The organism is Faecalibacterium prausnitzii, from assembly GCF_003324185.1.
Taxonomy (GTDB): Bacteria; Bacillota; Clostridia; order Oscillospirales; family Ruminococcaceae; genus Faecalibacterium; species Faecalibacterium prausnitzii.
Genome location: NZ_PXUP01000005.1, coordinates 41,621 through 58,338, shown reverse-complemented (window position 1 = coordinate 58,338; position 16,718 = coordinate 41,621). Strand labels below are relative to the sequence as shown.

The 16,718-nt window shown below is 45.5% G+C and carries 8 protein-coding genes and 1 other annotated feature (1 of these 9 cut by a window edge); of the genes, 1 reads left to right on the top strand and 7 read right to left on the bottom strand.

Annotated features, from left to right (window positions below):
• Positions 1–102 (top strand) — a binding site (T-box leader) (it extends 158 nt beyond the left edge of the window).
• A 108-nt stretch (positions 103–210) separates the two neighbouring features.
• Complete coding sequence (locus C7J97_RS04750; protein ID WP_015536609.1) at positions 211–1,155, top strand: bile acid:sodium symporter family protein; 945 nt, start codon at positions 211–213, stop codon at positions 1,153–1,155.
• A gap of 544 nt (positions 1,156–1,699) precedes the next feature.
• Here the strand turns inward: C7J97_RS04750 and C7J97_RS04740 are convergent.
• The 7 genes from C7J97_RS04740 to C7J97_RS04710 all read right to left on the bottom strand — a co-directional run bounded on the left by C7J97_RS04740 (position 1,700) and on the right by C7J97_RS04710 (position 16,678).
• Positions 1,700–5,986 (bottom strand): NACHT domain-containing protein, encoded by a 4,287-nt coding sequence (locus C7J97_RS04740; protein WP_113992220.1) that lies wholly within the window; start codon positions 5,984–5,986, stop codon positions 1,700–1,702.
• A 262-nt stretch (positions 5,987–6,248) separates the two neighbouring features.
• On the bottom strand, positions 6,249–6,437 hold the full coding sequence (locus C7J97_RS15620) for a DUF7695 domain-containing protein (RefSeq protein WP_097782660.1): 189 nt from the start codon (positions 6,435–6,437) through the stop codon (positions 6,249–6,251).
• Between the two features lie 37 nt (positions 6,438–6,474).
• Entirely contained in the window at positions 6,475–8,721 is a 2,247-nt protein-coding gene (locus C7J97_RS04730; protein ID WP_242983437.1) for a DEAD/DEAH box helicase, read from the bottom strand.
• A 48-nt stretch (positions 8,722–8,769) separates the two neighbouring features.
• Positions 8,770–10,548: a GmrSD restriction endonuclease domain-containing protein gene (locus C7J97_RS04725; protein ID WP_113992222.1), complete on the bottom strand. Its 1,779-nt coding sequence runs from the start codon at positions 10,546–10,548 to the stop codon at positions 8,770–8,772.
• A 15-nt stretch (positions 10,549–10,563) separates the two neighbouring features.
• A complete protein-coding gene (gene brxL, locus C7J97_RS04720) occupies positions 10,564–12,666 on the bottom strand; it encodes a protease Lon-related BREX system protein BrxL (protein WP_455709109.1) in 2,103 nt (700 codons plus the stop codon).
• 33 nt (positions 12,667–12,699) lie between these two features.
• Complete coding sequence (gene pglZ / locus C7J97_RS04715; RefSeq protein ID WP_113992224.1) at positions 12,700–15,240, bottom strand: BREX-1 system phosphatase PglZ type A; 2,541 nt, start codon at positions 15,238–15,240, stop codon at positions 12,700–12,702.
• The gene (locus C7J97_RS04710) at positions 15,191–16,678 is read right to left on the bottom strand and encodes an ApeA N-terminal domain 1-containing protein (RefSeq protein ID WP_113992225.1); all 1,488 of its coding nucleotides are present in this window, start codon (positions 16,676–16,678) and stop codon (positions 15,191–15,193) included. The genes pglZ and C7J97_RS04710 overlap by 50 nt, the downstream gene beginning before the upstream one ends.
• Between the last annotated feature and the right edge of the window lie 40 nt (positions 16,679–16,718).

The window sequence follows — 16,718 nt, the reverse complement described above, 5'->3', positions numbered from 1 at the left end:
TTATCACGGGCCGCGCATTGTTGGATGCGCACTGAGGGGCCGGGCTTTGCACCGGCAATAAGAGTGGTACCGCAGAGGAGTTTATACGCCTTTGTCTCTTACGAACCGTAAGGGGCAAAGGCGTTTTTGTTTGCGGGAAAGCCATTTTCCGGATGTTTCATTGCCTTTGCATCCGCAAAAATAAGTGTTCAGGAAAAAGGAGAGTTTATCATGAAAACATTGGAAAAAGTAAGCGACTTTGTGGGCAAGTACATGGCCGCCATCGTCATTGTGGTGGCGGCACTGTCTCTGCTGTTCCCCGGCACCTTCAGCGTGGTAAAGACCGCATGGGTCAACACCCTGCTGGGCATCGTCATGTTCGGCATGGGTCTCACCCTGAAGCCGGAGGACTTCAAGGTGGTGTTCAGCCGCCCGAAAGACGTGATCATTGGCTGCATTGCGCAGTTCACCCTGATGCCCTTCCTTGCATGGGCGCTGACGCAGCTGTTCCACCTGCCCACCGAGCTGGCTATCGGCGTCATCCTTGTGGGTACCTGCCCCGGCGGCACCTCCTCTAACGTGATGACCTATCTGTCCAAGGGCGACGTTGCACTGTCCGTTGGTATGACTGCCGTTTCCACCGTGCTGGCACCCATCCTGACTCCCCTGCTCACCCTGCTGTATGCCGGCCAGCGCGTGGATGTGAACCCTGTAAATATGTTCCTGTCCATCGTCAAAGTAGTGCTGGTGCCCATCGCACTGGGCTTTGTGGTCAACCACTTCTTCCACGCCTTCACTCAGAACGCCGTCCGCGTGCTGCCGCTGGTCTCCACCACCGCCATCGTGCTCATCATCTGCGCCGTTGTTTCTGCAAACTCCGCCAAGATCATGACCAGCGGCCTGCTGATCCTTGCCGTAGTCATCCTGCACAACCTGCTGGGCTACCTCACCGGCTTCGGTGTGGGCAAGCTGCTGAAGCTGGATTCCACCAAGTGCCGCGCGATCTCCATCGAGGTCGGTATGCAGAACTCCGGTCTGGCCACCTCTCTGGCCGCTGCCCACTTTGCACAGTATCCGCTGGCAACCATCCCCGGCGCTGTGTTCTCGGTGTGGCATAACATTTCCGGCGCCGTCCTCGCCAACTTCTTTGCCCGCACCGCCGAGAAGAAGGACTGATCTTATACCATAATAAAAATGGCTGCTACACAGGGTTTCTTCCCGGTGCAGCAGCCATTTCTTTGTTTATTGAACGTGATCTGCGCGGTTTTCCTGTCTTTGCCTGTTTCCCGGGCTGTTGCGCAAACGCAAACATCCCGGGAGCAAAAACACCCGAACCCCAGACCCTCTCTGTGTGATGCATGATGACTTTTCGTTTTTTAGAACGATGATTCGTTAAATGTTCTCGATTTGCTACAGATCTGCTACAAACAGCAGTTTTCATTTACCGCAATCTCGCACAAATTCAGAGGTCATTTCTTCCAATCTGCTGCTAATCATTTCGCCATATTGCTCATATCCAACAAATACAGAACTCTCTACATCGCAAATCTGGTTTAGGCCAATCGCTTGTACTGCCTCCATCGCTGCTTCTCTCTGGCTCAAATGCCGTTTTCCAACGGTCAGGCAGTTTGCACCATCCAATGTGTCATGTTGCTAAACCGTCCAGTTAAAGGCCTGTAAGTCGTGCTAGGCATCACGCTCCTCTTATATCATTAATGATTTACCGTTGTTCCACAATATAAATATTTGATGTTATTTCTGTTCCATTGTAAAAATATGCGCCACTTCTATCACCATAGCGAAGTATCCCTAAATCTTCACCGCTATGAAGTTCTTTAGATGCTCGTACAAACCAAATTAAATTCAAATTGTTTTTTTTCAGAAAAGCATCTAATAGGTCCTTTCGAAGGACTACTCCTGATTCTTTCTGTGAGATGTTCAGATCAAACGCTGCAATTTTTTCATTTGAATCGTAGTACAAACCATCAATGTCTGCCTGATGAAGATGAAGCTGTTCAATAAGCATTGGGCAGGGCACATTCATGGAAAGTGTATTATCCTTTGAGGCATCGTATTCACTTTCCCAAACAAGATTCATACTCGCATGTATAATTTCACCAATTTGTTTCAAGACTGGTTTTCTAACAATCTCCTTCTTAAAAAGATGTTGATTCAATTCCTGATCTGAAAATACTTGATTGGAATCCGCATCAAGTGATTTCAGATATTGTTCCAAAAATTCAACGTTTAAAACCTCCTGTTCTACCTCTTTTTCTTCTGGCATGTTAAGAACCACACCTGATTCTACTGAACTACTCTTATTGAGCAAATCACAACTAGGTGACCATGGATATTCTCGATTGAATACAGAGTACGATTGCGGATCAAGCCCTATACCCTTTGAACTACTAAAGTCAACTCTATCTGTAGCTGCGACTTGGAACTGCTCAAACTGTTCTTCTGTAACGAAGTAAGCGTATAACCAACTCCAAGTCAGGAGCCTTTCAGCTTTCAACTGCTCTCTTCCTGAACATATATAATTGCTCAACCTAATCCATTGAGTTCCGTTAGAATCAGAAAGAATCAATGCCTTTGGCATTTCCGCAAAGAAAATGCCATCAGAATCCAACCATTCAGATACACTATCTATATTTGAAACGTCAACCTTCAAATGCTCATCACGAGTAGCTTTTTTCAACTCGCTTATCTCATCAAATATAGGAATTTCATCGGATTTCGTTAGTTTGAAATTTAAGGTCGGATCAAAATCCCGAACGAACGGTTCCCAGGGACCTTCAAATTTTGGTGTTTCAGAATAATCTGTATCAATGTCACACTGGTCAGAAACTCTTGCCAGAATATTGTGCATTGCAATCCATTGATATTTTTTTCCTATACGTTCAACCTTTTTTGTTTCGCTTCTATCATATCCCCAATGGTTGTTGCCCTTATCAAGTTCATTAGTATAGCCCAAATCATTAATAATAAAGGACATTGCCTGCTTGTACATTTCGTCTTCATCGACATCAAAGTATTTTAATGCACTTTGAAAAACATAGCGTCCAAAATCACCATACATACCATGTCCTTCAAACGACATGGAACTTTTGATTTGCCACAGTCCACCATCGTATTTCTTATTAATGTAATCTTCATCGATTTGTTCAATAGGAAATGATTTATATGGTGGAATAATTTTTTCATGGACAATGCAACCGTTGTAGTCTGGATTCTCCCATAAAAAGCGTTCGATTATCAGTCTTGCATAATCACGAAGCAAAATATCAGGATAAATGAATTCTTGATCAAAAATTGTTGAGTAAACATATTCTGCTAAGGCTATGTATACGGTATTCCCCTTTCTTCGACGTTTACAGCAGGCTCCAAATACAACACCATATAAACGCTCTATAATATACGGATCATTTACTTTTTCGAAAGCTTTCAGAATCACAATGCACAGATCAAATTCATTCCGCAGAATTTCAATCATAGCCTCTGAAGTATAGTCACGAAGCATGCGATTTGATGAACTCAACAGCCATCCACAAAGAATAAGCAACTGACGAGCCTGCTCTTTACTCATTTGAATGCTTTGTCCTGAACTGTACATTTTTACAAGCTGCATGAGCCGATTAGACTCGTCATAAAAAATCTCATTAATGTATTTTGTCCAATAATAATCACGCTCACTAAGCCGAAAGCTCATTAGAAGTGTATGTAAAAAATCCGAGTTCAGGGGATGATTATGTTTTATACTATTACCAACAAGAACATTCCAAAAGTCCTCACGAGATACTTTATACTTCTGTGCAACAGCTAAAAACACATTGCTGGAGATATATTCTTTATTCCTCCAAATAAACGACCGTATGTACGATTTTACAATATAACCTTTTTCAAAACCTTCAGGTAGCTCATCAATTAAATCAATGCACTCTTTGCCGAATTTCTGAGCGTAGATAGCACAGCATATAACAAAGACATCGCTATTGCTCAAATTCACAATATTATTATCATTTACTTGTAAGATATCTTCGTATAAAGTCTTGCGGATGGACATGTCGGACATGTCATGAGAAAATAAGCTCCTTGCAAAGAAATAGTCGTTCATTTGATCATACGCAAAAAAGTAGCGTTCATTGCCCGCAATCAAATTTGTATGCACGAGATTTTCTTTTGCTAATAATGACATAAACGGCCTTAATGGAAGATCATTCGCAGTCCAGAACGGTATGCTTGCGAGATCAGATTCCAAAATATTTTTTTCCTTTCTATCAAAAGCCAAAGTTGAAATTTCATCAACTAGCGACTGAACAATATTGTCATCTTCCGTAAATCCAATGAGTTTATACCTCTTTTCTAGTATCGGGAAAATGTTCTTGTTTGCACTTTCTACTAGTCTATCATACAAAGTAGGGAGACTTGCTTCATCGTTTCTATAGGTTTTACAATACAATGTTAAAAACAGCGGATTTTCCATTTCAGATTCAAAATACTCATACAAGGTAAATGGAATTCTATAATAGTCAAAAAATTGTTTTGATGCTTTTAAACCATTAGATGCAAAACCTGTATGTACAATCCTGTAAACGTCTTCATCTTCCGATAAAAGCGCATCTTGGACTACAGATTTTTCATACTCCATTCGATAAGTAACAGCCAACTTTACGTGCGTGCATTTTTTTATCTTCTGAGAAAGTGAAATTAATCCCGTTTTCCAAAGTCGATAATTTGCTGTTTCGTTTAATGCATCTATACATAACAAAACACAGGTATGATGCTCTACGCCTATCATTTCTAATATGCTAATAAACTCATCGAAAGAATACTTTAACTCACAGTCTTGTGATAATTGGTCGAGGATAGGCAGATCAGAATAACAATTCCCCGCTAGTAGCAAAACAGCAAATTGCTGATTATTCATTAATGATTGGCACTCTGCCGCTAGCAAATGTGATTTTCCAATGCCTGCATTGCCTGTAACAAAAAGTTCTTTAGCTGTAATAAGGCGATTCTCATCGGCAGTCAAAGATAATATTTCCGGCAAGTCAAGTAATTCATAAAGTATCTCAATTTCGCTTCGAATAGAATTGTATTTTTCTAGATCTTTATGCTCAACTCGGCTTCGTCCTTTTTCGATTGTTGGCCGTATTTTTTCAAGCAAATTCTTCTTTTGACTTATCTCAGAGTTTATTTTGGCTAAATCGTCAACTATAAAAGATTGCAAATATTGATGCCATTCGAATGCACTTCCAATAGTTTCGCTCTCGACATCTTCAAATGCCGAAACAATAGACCTGACTTTTTCAAGATAATCAGAGTGTTGTTCCGTATCATCTTTTATACGATTGATTTTTCGAATCAAATTTTCTTTCTTATCATTAATATATTGAACCGCACTTTGATCTCTTGCAAAAAGAGATAGTCTTTTAGAAGTTTCAGTTTCAACATTAAAGTCACGATTGAAGCGCTCTCCTAAATCACAAAAAGATTTTTCATTATGTGCGACAACCCACTCAAAAGAAATGGTGTTGACACCAAAATAGTAATTTGCAAGATATGGATATTTTCTTACAGCATCTAAAATAGCCGAATCCGTTACAAGTTCTATCGTGATATTGTTTTTCTTAAGAAGTTCTACAATATTAATATAACTTTTGCTGGTGCTTGTTATGGCCTTATTGCAGTACAATACAATGTGGCTTAGCTTTCCTGTATAATATTGCAACGCTTTTTCCATAGAATGCAATATTTGGCCATAATCCACACTAGTGTCAAAGAATTTTACCTGAAAGCCAATGTACTGGTTTGTGCGTTCATCAAGTATGGGTTCTGCTTCAATGCCAGGATTATTAGGATTGGAATGCAAATTCCTTGATTTTTTATTCTCTTTTAGATAATCATTGGTAAAAAGTTGCCGACACAAATTTTCGAATTTATGTTGGACACCATCAGGATCATTGTTATTTGATGCGAAATTTTCCCAATTGACTTCGACCGCCATAAGATTTTTCTCCTTAAGTCCTGTGTTATCTCCTTGATCTCGCTTTTGATGATAGAAAGATACTCCGTGTATTTATCAGCACACGCTTCGTCCATCGTCTCCACCGCCTTATTTGACTGATGCACGTTTTCTTTTCTACCATTGTACCTTCTTTTATGTTCCAAGACAAGATGTAAAAAAGCTCTTGGCCTCTTTATTAAAGGCCAAGAGCTTTTTACTTGCCACTGAACTTCTGCTTCAAAGATCGAGTTCAGCTTAATTTTCAATCATCTACACTTTGCGTTTCAGATAATTCTTCCCAGTCTTCCGGGTTTCCACACCTACGGAGATACTCATGCCCGCCATCGACTGCACACGATCCACAAGAACAAAATTTGAAATCATGTACAGTGCAGCTTTCAATAACATCCCTGCACTTTTTACACCGGATCATATTTCTCACTATTTTCATCATGCACGTCACCCGCAGTCAATTATCGAAGTTCATATCATTTTTTGAGCCGCAAATAGTATTTTTCAAGGCGCTTATCGCAGACATCCACAATATGCAGCCAATCTTCCCGTGTGAGCTTGCGGAAAATGATCGGGTTTACCTCGATAGTCTCCACGTCCTTGCAGCGCATCAAGAATCGCATATCCTCAAAGCGCTTGAAGGGATTGGAGAGGATGTTCTTCTCCACATCTTTCCGGGTATAGCCACCCTTCTGATAAATGCTGGTGGATTTCTCTGCGATCATCCCGTGCGCCTTGCGGTCCTCGTAGAAGTCGATGAAGTAGTCCACCACATCCGGCAGGGCAACTCTGCCGCTGCTGTCCATGTACTCATAGATTGCTTTGAGCAGCACCGGCTTGTAGGAATAGCTCATGTCCATCGTTTCGATAAATTTCATGAACTTGTCCGCCATATTCTGCGGCGTAATGAGATCCCAGCCATACTGTTTCGCAATGTTGCGGATGCTTTCCTCCCGGAAATAGTGGAACATTCGCTTATCACCAAAGGGAATCGAAAGGTCCGGTTTGACTTTTCCGTCCTTAATGTAGCGTTCCACCGTCTCGGACTGTACATCCACCATCCGGACGAACTCAATCTGCGAGATCATATCCTTGACGCTGTTCTGCCAGTTGAAAAGGTCGATGATCTCATAGTCAGACACATCGATCGGCACATCCAACCATGCTTCGGGCTTTTCACCCTGGAACAACATATCCTGATCCAGCTTGCGCTTGTTCTCCGGCGCCAGCACATACGCCATGGGCTGATATTTTGCAATGTCCAGCACCCGGTGCAGGCTGTAGGGCATATTGAACATATTAGCGTTGTCCACAAAGTCAACCACCAGCAGATCCTCTTTGCCCGGGCAGCGGCGTGTGCCACGACCAAGCTGCTGCAAATAAATCGTTTTGGACATGGTCGGGCGCGCCATGAACAGCACCGTGGTATGCGGGCTGTCCCAGCCTTCGTTCAGAAGGTCGCAGGCGCAAAGAACATTGGTCGAGCCGGTTTCATAGTCCTTCAGAATCTTTTCCCGAACCTCCACACGATCCCGCCCGGAAACTGCTTCTGCCTTCACGCCGCTATCTCGCAGCAACTTTGCAATTTCGGCTGCATGGTCTACGCTGGCACAGAAAATTACTGTCTTTTTGCCGTTGACGTACTTTAGATAAGTGTCAACGATCAACTGATTGCGTTCCGGGATGAACAGCTTGCTTTCCAGATCCTGCGAATTGTATTTGATGCCGTTGATCCGCACATCGGTCAGGTCGATGTTGGTCTTGACCCGGATGCAGCGAATCGGCACCAGAACGCCACGCTCTACAGCAGTTTTGAGATCCATTTTATGGGCAACGTTCTGGAACAGCTCCAGCATATCTTCACCATCGCTGCGTTCCGGAGTGGCGGTCAGGCCCAGAATGAACTTCGGGTGGAAGTAGGTGAAAATCTTCTGGTAGGTGTTGGCTGCCGCATGGTGACATTCGTCCACAATCAGGTAGTCAAAATCTGTAGGCGAGAACTTTTCCAGATCCTTGGAGATCCTCTGCACCGTTGCAAAAATGACCGTCTGGGTCATATCCTTCTGGCTTCCGGTGTACTCTCCCAAAGTCACTTCCGACCAGACCTTGGCGAAAGTCTCTTTTGCCTGAGATGCCAGCTTCAGGGCGTTGACCAGAAATAGCGTGCGTCCGCCCACTGCCTTGGCATCCGTTGCAGCCGTGATGGTTTTTCCAACGCCGGTCGCATGGTACAGTAGCGCAATGGTCTTGCCGTCCTCTCGCATTTTCTGCAGATTCTCGGTAGCCTCCTGCTGGTAATCCCGAAGCTCGATGGTCTGCCCCATCTGAACCGGCAGGTCCGCTTCAAAAGCCTTGAATATAGGGCTGGTGCCTAAGAAAGTAATCAGCTCATCCTTGACCTTTTCCGGTTGCTTTTCCAACTGGCTGTAAATCCAACGGTATACTTTCCAGTTGTCATAGATCAGGCTGTTCTGCTTCAAGAGGTCATCGGCATACTTGTTTTCGGACACCTTGCTCGGGTTGTGGTAGGTCTCACCGTCAATTTCGATTGCAATCTTAGATTCAGGCGATTCCAGCGCAAAGTCGATATAGCGGTGCCGACCATAGATGTCCACGCAGGGGTACTGGACCTGCAGATTTTCGGTCTTTTCCGGGCCAAAAGCCTCACAGAAAAGCTGCACAAACAGCTCCTCCGCACGGCTGTTGACACTGATTGCTTTCATTGGCTCCATGGTGGCCTCCTAAATTCAGACATGCTCTATTCTCACAGATCATAATAGCGCTCCGCCAAAGTCCTGAATTACGAGATCACTGTCACGACCGGAAATCGACTTTCCAGTCGCTTTTTCAATCTCATTCAAAATAGCAGTTGCGCGCTTGATGAAGAAATCATCAAACCGGTCTGCGCGGATATCACTCGTATCGATCAAATGTGTCTTAAGATAGCCATCCAGTATATCTGGTTCGACTTGGCCTTTCTTTTCAATCTTGGTCAGATATTGGCTTGGTGCTACTCCGCCAATTTCACGGTTTGTAGAATATGTAATAGGTGTCTTATTCACAACAGAATTCCATTTTGCACGCGGCAGACCTTTTTTCTCACAATAATCTCGTGGAAATATATGGTGAATATCTATGCTCTCTGCTTTATAAACCGTAAAGTCCATTTCACGACCGCTGATAAAATCTTTGCACTGATTCTTCAAGATCCGTGCCATAATACCTTTATAGGCGGCACTCAATCTTGATTGCAAGGATAGCAAGCGCACCGGGTTAAAATAAAACTCCTGAACCGTTTTAGGCGTTTTGCTGGCGTCATCCAACCACGCCATTACCCCCACCACATCGTACACATAGCGTGTTTCATTTGCGCTTCCATACATTTCGCCAAAGACACCGCACCAATACCATTGCTTTATTTTATCTTTTACGCTCGTTGTTTTGATGCGGTTATGGTCTGCCAGCAACGTGCAAAGAACTGCAAGTGGAATTAACTGCGTCGTATATGGCAGGTCTTTACTAGAAAAGATCCGTTCTTCCTGTAATATTTTTTCCGCTTCCACAAATCCTTCCGTCAAATCATCTGCATACCGCTGGTATTCCGCCAGCGTCAGATTCAGCACATCTTTCTTTTTGCAACTCACGGTCCCGCCTTTTTTATACGAAGATAATAGAGTACAAGCCGTCAGGAAATCCGTTGCAGAGGTCACCGAAAGAATGTCGTCACTGAAATATTTTTTCTGTCTTTCTTCCCAATCCTTGCGTAGTTCAAAATTATCCATTGCAAAAATGGCAGTAACCAGCTCAAATACAGTAAGCGACACCCCACCTGTATTGACATTTTCGAAGACCTGACAAACCGCCTCCTTGGGGGTATCCTTGTCCAATGTAATCACTGGAATCGTATACTGCCCCAACGGAACAATTACTTTGGAGAGAAAGTCCATATACAATTTTGCAGCATTTGAATCGTACTGATGATATTGCATATAGTCCATTTGCCACTTGCTGTATTTGCTCGGATCAAGAATAATGTTTAGCGGGAACACGTTCTGAGCGTATTCCTGAGATGCCGACGAAAGATCCAGCTCAACCTTTCGACCAAAATCTGAAGTTATTTTCCGATCCTTAGGAACCGAAATAATCGAATCCACCCGGTCAATCGTGCTGTTAACAGCTTTGGCCATATCAATATAGTAAAAGCGTTCTATTTCTTGCCCTTTGTCTGTTCTTGTTCTAACTGCCTTCTCACTAAAAAGTGAAGAATAGACAGATGTCAGTCTTTGTTGTCCATCCAGAATAAGTTCATCCGGTATCACCTTGTCTGCAGAAGGCACCCCTTCAACAACTCGTGATTTGAAGTGAATACTCTCATTACCGTATTCCAGAAACATTGCTGCACCGACAGGATATCCATTTGTGATACTTGCAATCAGAGCTTTTATCCTACTATCGTCCCATACCCAGCCTCTTTGAAAATCAGGAAGTTGCGTTTTTCCTGTATGGATTGTGGCCATCAGGTCTGTGATTTTTCTATCATTCGTTTTCATAGAGCACGCCTTTCTTCACTCCACACCAAGTGCTTTAAACACCGCATCCTCTGCGCTGCTGTAGAAGATCAGATTGAAGCTACCCACCAATTCCGGTGGAACAGTCCCCAGATCAACGGCACTTGAAATCGGCAGCAGAACCTTCTTTGCACCGCTATCGAGGCAGACCTGCAGGCTGTTTGCAAGCTCATCTACCTTCAAGATTGTTCCACTGATGCTGATCTCGCCCAGAACTGCAAGGGTACTGACCGTGGGACGACCAAGGGCAATGCTGCACAATGCAATCAAGGTGGGCAGTGCCAGCTTTCCTGTCATACCGATGCCCTGAAGATCCTGATAGTTGATGATGTAGTCCTTAGATGCCGTGCTGATGCCACCGCTGATGCGGTTTCCATTTGCTTTCAGGAAGTTGAAGGCTGTGTTGGTGGATTCTCTGCAGTCACGGTCGCTGCCAAGACCGGTGCGTTCAAACTTTCCGCTGCCCGGCAACATCTGGCTTTCCAACCGGAACACACCGATCATGCCGCTTTTTCCACGCGAAACAGTGTAGATCTGTCCCGGATTGCACATTCCATCTGGGATAAGCTTACCGCCACCCTGTTCGGGAACTGACACAAACTTTTCTTCAAAGGTATCCAGATCAATGTAGCTGAAATTCACATCATAGAACTCCATGCCACCCAGCTTTTTCAGTTGCTCTTTCACACGACGGCGCATTTCCAGTGCAAAGACAAGGATCTCCTCCAGTTGCTCTTTGGTAAACTCACCGTCCGGATACAGCAGCTTTACATAGCCGCCTACGATCTTACGCACTGCAATCGTATCACGCTGATTCAGATTTTTACCAAGGCGGAAATACTTATCTAGTGCATCGCCGTACTGTTCCTTACGCAGTTCCCGGATAAACTCAGCAAGATAATCCGTGATGAAGCCGTAGTCGTTGGTGAAATGCTCCGGGCGGAATTTAGGGATTTCCCAGCCGGGAATGTAACAATGCAAGCGATCCAAAAATGCAGTGTCTGTTCCCATTTCAGGCGGGAACGGGTCAAATAGGCTGGAGGTTTTTAGCAGCACATCCACGCTCTGGTTAATATTTCCCACAAAGACCATCGAGGCCGAGGCTGCCTTTTCCTCTTTGCCACGGGCAAAGGAGCCGGAAGCCATATAGTCCTTCATGATTTGGATGCCGTCTTTGTCCTTGAACTTGATACCAGCAACCTCATCAAAAGCCACACAGTCCCACAGACCCACCAGGCCAACTGTCTTTCGTCCCATGTTGTAGAACAGGTTTGCCACAGTCGTTTGTCCACCGGACACCAGAATGCTGTTAGGGCTGATTTCCTTATAGATGTGGGATTTACCGGTGCTGCGAGGTCCAAGCTCGCAGAGGTTGAAGTTGTTCTCCACCAGCGGTAACATACGAGCCAAAAGGAGCCATTTCTCCCGCTGGTTCAACTGCTCCGGCTCATAACCGCAAGAGCGCAGCATAACATCCATCCACTCGTCCTGCGTGAAGGCTTTACGCCCGGTGCGTACTTCCTCAATATCGATATGAGGCATCTGGATGGGGGTCAGTTTGCGGATGCTGATAGGCGAAACATCTTTCTGCTTTTTCTGCCGGGGTTCGCTATCAAAGTCCTCCATACCAAAGCTGCTGTCACCTTCGGATTCATATTCCAGTTGAACGATGCACCAGATGCCGCCGCAGAGCAAACGGTCAAATTTTTCCGGGTAGTCGTCCGTAATGGGCACATTGGAGAGCCCCAGGTTGGAAAACTCTGCAAAGAAGCAATCTTTCTTGATGTCCAGATGCACGGTCACCATATCGATAATGGTGTGGCTGCCGTTCCGACGCAACTGAGAAAGCACCTTCTGCGCCTCATCCGGGCGCACAAAGTTGTCCGCCAGAATATGCTTTACGTTCTGCACACCCTGCTCGATGATCTCCTCATCGTCCGAGCTGCAATACTGCCCCAGCAGAAACTCCAGCACATAGACCGGTACGTTGGCACCTTCCTTGATCTTTTTGGTCAGATCCTTGCGGACGATGCGACCATCAAAGTTTTCCCGCAGTTTCCGGCGCAGTTCTTCCCGGTTTCCCTCTGCTGCCTGATCCATCATTAGCATACGGTGTACCTGCCTTCCTTTTTGTTAGAATCCAAAGCCAAAATCGTCTGCAAAAGCAATATCCATCATCACCGGATGGCGCCACTGTTCCAGACCTGTATCCTCATCATAGACCACAAGATAATACTGCTTATCCTTGTCGTACTTCTTGTTCTTAAAGGTAAAACGCAGCCGGAAAATACGCTTTTGTGCGCTGAGCTCCCGGTTGTCTGCCACATAGGTGTTTTCGTTGGAGATCTTCTCGTTGTCCTCCGAGATAAAGAACACCCGGTACTTTGCCGGTTTCACAGTATCGCTGACGGCTTCCGACTGGACAAAATCCATGGAGGTGATCAGATTCGTGATCTTGTGGAGAATGCTGACCAGTGCGATCTCTGCATTCTTGGTCTCCTGATGTCCACGCTCCATTTTGATATCCAGCACTGGCACCAGCATCTCCTGCGGCGAGGAGCCGCCGTGGACGTAGTTGGCACCGCCGCCAGCAACCTTGAACACGTTGCTGCTGACCGGGTAGGAAACCACCTTGGCATCCTGGTTGCCCAGTACTGCGCCCATGCTCATGTGCCCGATGCCGTCATCCTGAAGCGGAGCAGCGGACACCACAAAGCGACGGTTGACAAAAGCATTTTCCATGCTCTTGCCTGCGATTTTCTCGCTCTCGGACAGCTTATCTCGCTTATAGATAAAGCCGTGGTCTGCCGTTACGATAAAGTGATGGGTGTTTCCGCTGCCATTGATGCGGCGGATCAGATCCATGATCTCCTGCACGGCTTCCTCACAGGCGTTGAACACCTCATCCTCGGTGTTGGGCTTGTCGCCACGGGCATCGATCTGGTTGTGGTACACGTAGATGACCTGCCGCTTGGTAAGGACATCCCGCAGGTCTGCCACCTTCATGCTCTTAATCACGTCAAACTGGATACAGACACTGTCCGGCACATAGCTTTGCAGCACCTGCTGACGCCCTGCCAGCGTATCGCAGAGGGTGCTATCCACCAGAACCTGAAAGTCATCGGTCATTTCCAGCGTGCGGTGCGGGAGAAGCGCAGCCATGCCCAGCCGGGTGTAGGAGGGCAGCACGCCCAACTGCACGCTCAACTGCGCCGAGCACTTGGGGTCATCCTGCATCCGGGCAAAAAGCTCCTGCCCTACCTCATACCGCATAGCATCGGAGATGATGACCACAGTACGCTCCTTGGCGTAGCGCAGGTTGGCGTTGTAGAAATCCCGCTGCAAGGGCAGCACTGCCAAAGCTTCCTCCTGCCGGAGCCCCTCGTTCCATGCCGGGAGAAGGGTGGCAAGATATTCGTTGGTGTAGATGTTCTCCACCAGTTCCCGCAGCGGTTCAAAGGCTTCGGTGTTTTCCAGCTTGTCGTAATAGAAGTAGAACTTCCGGTACTGCTGGTCTATCTGATGATCTGCGGACAGATACCGGTCCACAATGGCTTTGAAGCCCTCGGCGCTGCGGTAGTTTGCCGCCTGCACCATGCAGTAGGCACTTTGCAGCAACTGGTAGGTCTTGTCGGTCTTTCTGCCAAAGTGCATCTTGGCACGCTTTTCGCACACCTCCGGGATGGTCAGCTCGTTGAGCTTCGCCCCGGTATCCTCGGCAAGGAGCCGCCCCATCAGCCACTTGACCAGCACCTGATCCACCGCAAGGAAGGTATCGCACTCCACCAGATCATCGGCACGGCAGCCGGAGAACGCCTGATAGACGTTCAGCCCCTTTGCCACATGATCCGAAAGTTCATCGTACTTATCCCGGTAGAGGACGCTGTTCATCAGGCTGTCGAGGAAGGCAATGATGTTGCCTGCCTTGTAGGAGACAAAGGACTTCCACGCCGCGGGTAGCTCCGTCTGCACATAGCGGGCGGTATAGGTGACGAAAAGGGTCACCAGCAGCCGTTCCAGCGTGGGTTTTACGTCCGTATAGCCAAAATGCTGCTCGCACAGCCGCCAGAAGGACGGCAGCAGATCGTACTGTTCAAACTGCTGCAAGTAGGCATTTTCCGACAGGCTGCTCTCAGTGAGCACGATCCGCACCACCTCCTCAAAGGAGCAGGTGCGTGCTTTGCAGATGGCGCTGAGCAGCCCGGTGAGGATGTTTTCCTCGTTGAAGTTCTCGATCTCCAGATCGTAGAACCGCTGGGTGCGCTTTTTATCGGCAAAGAACTTGATGTGCTTTTCGAGGATAGGCTTATACTTTTCCTCAATGCCAAGGTCTACCGACAGCAGTGAGGCACGGTCGGCAAAGAACCGCCGGGAGTACAGCAGGGTGTCCTCCAAGTGGTTTTCCCGCACATCGGGCTTGGGGAACGGGGCGTAGACAAGGTAATTGGTGGTGGTGTCCACCCGTTCCAGAAAGTATTTGGTATAGAACTGGTTATCGGGCTGGAGGCGGTAGATCTTTGCATTTTCCAGTTCCACGTTTTCCAGATCCTCGGCAAAGTCTGCCTTGTCATCGTACCAGAACACCAGCTTGCGGGTGTCCCCCACAAATTCCGCATTCAGGCGGTCAATGATTTGTTTCAGGTTCAGTTCCACCGTTCGAGTTCTCCATTTCATCAGGCTTAGCTTTATCGGCAATCGTTACCGAACACGGTTTTAATGGAGGTGTCAGGCCAAGTTCTCCCAAAGCCAACGCTAATTCCGAGTTATTACCTAGCTTTTCTTTCATATCTGGAAGTTCCACTGACAATTCTCGACACAAAACCACTTTCAAAACATTTTTCATCAGCGCAATCGAATAAAATATATCGTGCTCCGAAAGGATTCCCGGCAATAAACTTTCATTAAAATGCGTATAATAATTTCGTGTTGCAACGATCTTATAGGCCAAAGACGCCGCCTTGCTCTTTGAGATTCCAAGTTCCTCCGCTGTTTCCTTGAACAAGGCGGTTATTCTTTTTGAACAGCTTGGCTCATTAAGAATTGGTGTTTTCAGAACATCCGCAATCCATTCTCTGTCATCATCTTTCTCATCAAAATGGTTAACTATGCGACTTATTCTTTCTTGATGTTCTTCTGGTGGGATGAGTGTTGTTTTCCTCATCCTTCGCGAATACGATTCCAGAGCTTGCACCATCTTCAAGAATTCCATGGGCAAATCAATATTGTTTTTCTTTTGACAAGCATCCACAAAATAAGCTATGATTGGACGAATTTCTTCATATTTTTGATACCATGTTTGGACACAGTCCTGATAGCTATCCTTGATATCTGAAAAAGAAATCAAACAATTATACGCAGGATTAGTCGGCAAATCTAACGATTTAATTTCATCATTATACAATACCGCTATGTTATCTTCCTCTTCATCAACTGCTTGTATACTCAATATATGATTATGATTTCCCATACACAGTGTCAAAAAATCACGATATTTACAAGCTTGTTTAATTGCGTCAAAGACATTTACGCTATCTGGAAAGCAAAAACTAACACTAGCTGTTCTCTTAAAGCCAGCCTCAACATGTTCATTTACACTTAGAATGATTTTACTCTCTATGACAGCTGTAAAATCATCGATCGAACAACTATATTTTTCAGGTTCGCGAGCATGGGCATAGAATTCATACTCTTGATCATCTTTGCACTTGTATTTATAGGCATCTACTGGCATATCGCCAAGCCATTTTTCAAGTCCATTGAAGCGACATCTTAAAGACTTTACTTGAATTCTATCACTGCTGTAATTTTTACCCACAATGATAGTTGAAAACTCAAATATCACTTCTATCATCCCAGGCATATTAATTATTTGCTTCGGCTTTTTGCAATCAAGCAGTGTGATCTTTAGTCCTGTTGCTATAAAGCCTTGAACGGCAGGAATCATTTCTCTTTCGATGGTTTGTAGCCCTTCAAACATCTGTGTTGCTCGCAACCGCAAACGAGATTCTTTTAATTCTAGCACCCCATGAATTTTGTTATTCTCATTTTCAGGAAGCCACCACAATCCAATTACCGAATCCAAAGTCTTTAATGTTACTTGGTCTAAACTCATATCTTAGCTTCCTCCATTGCACTAATATCAAAAGTCGGTA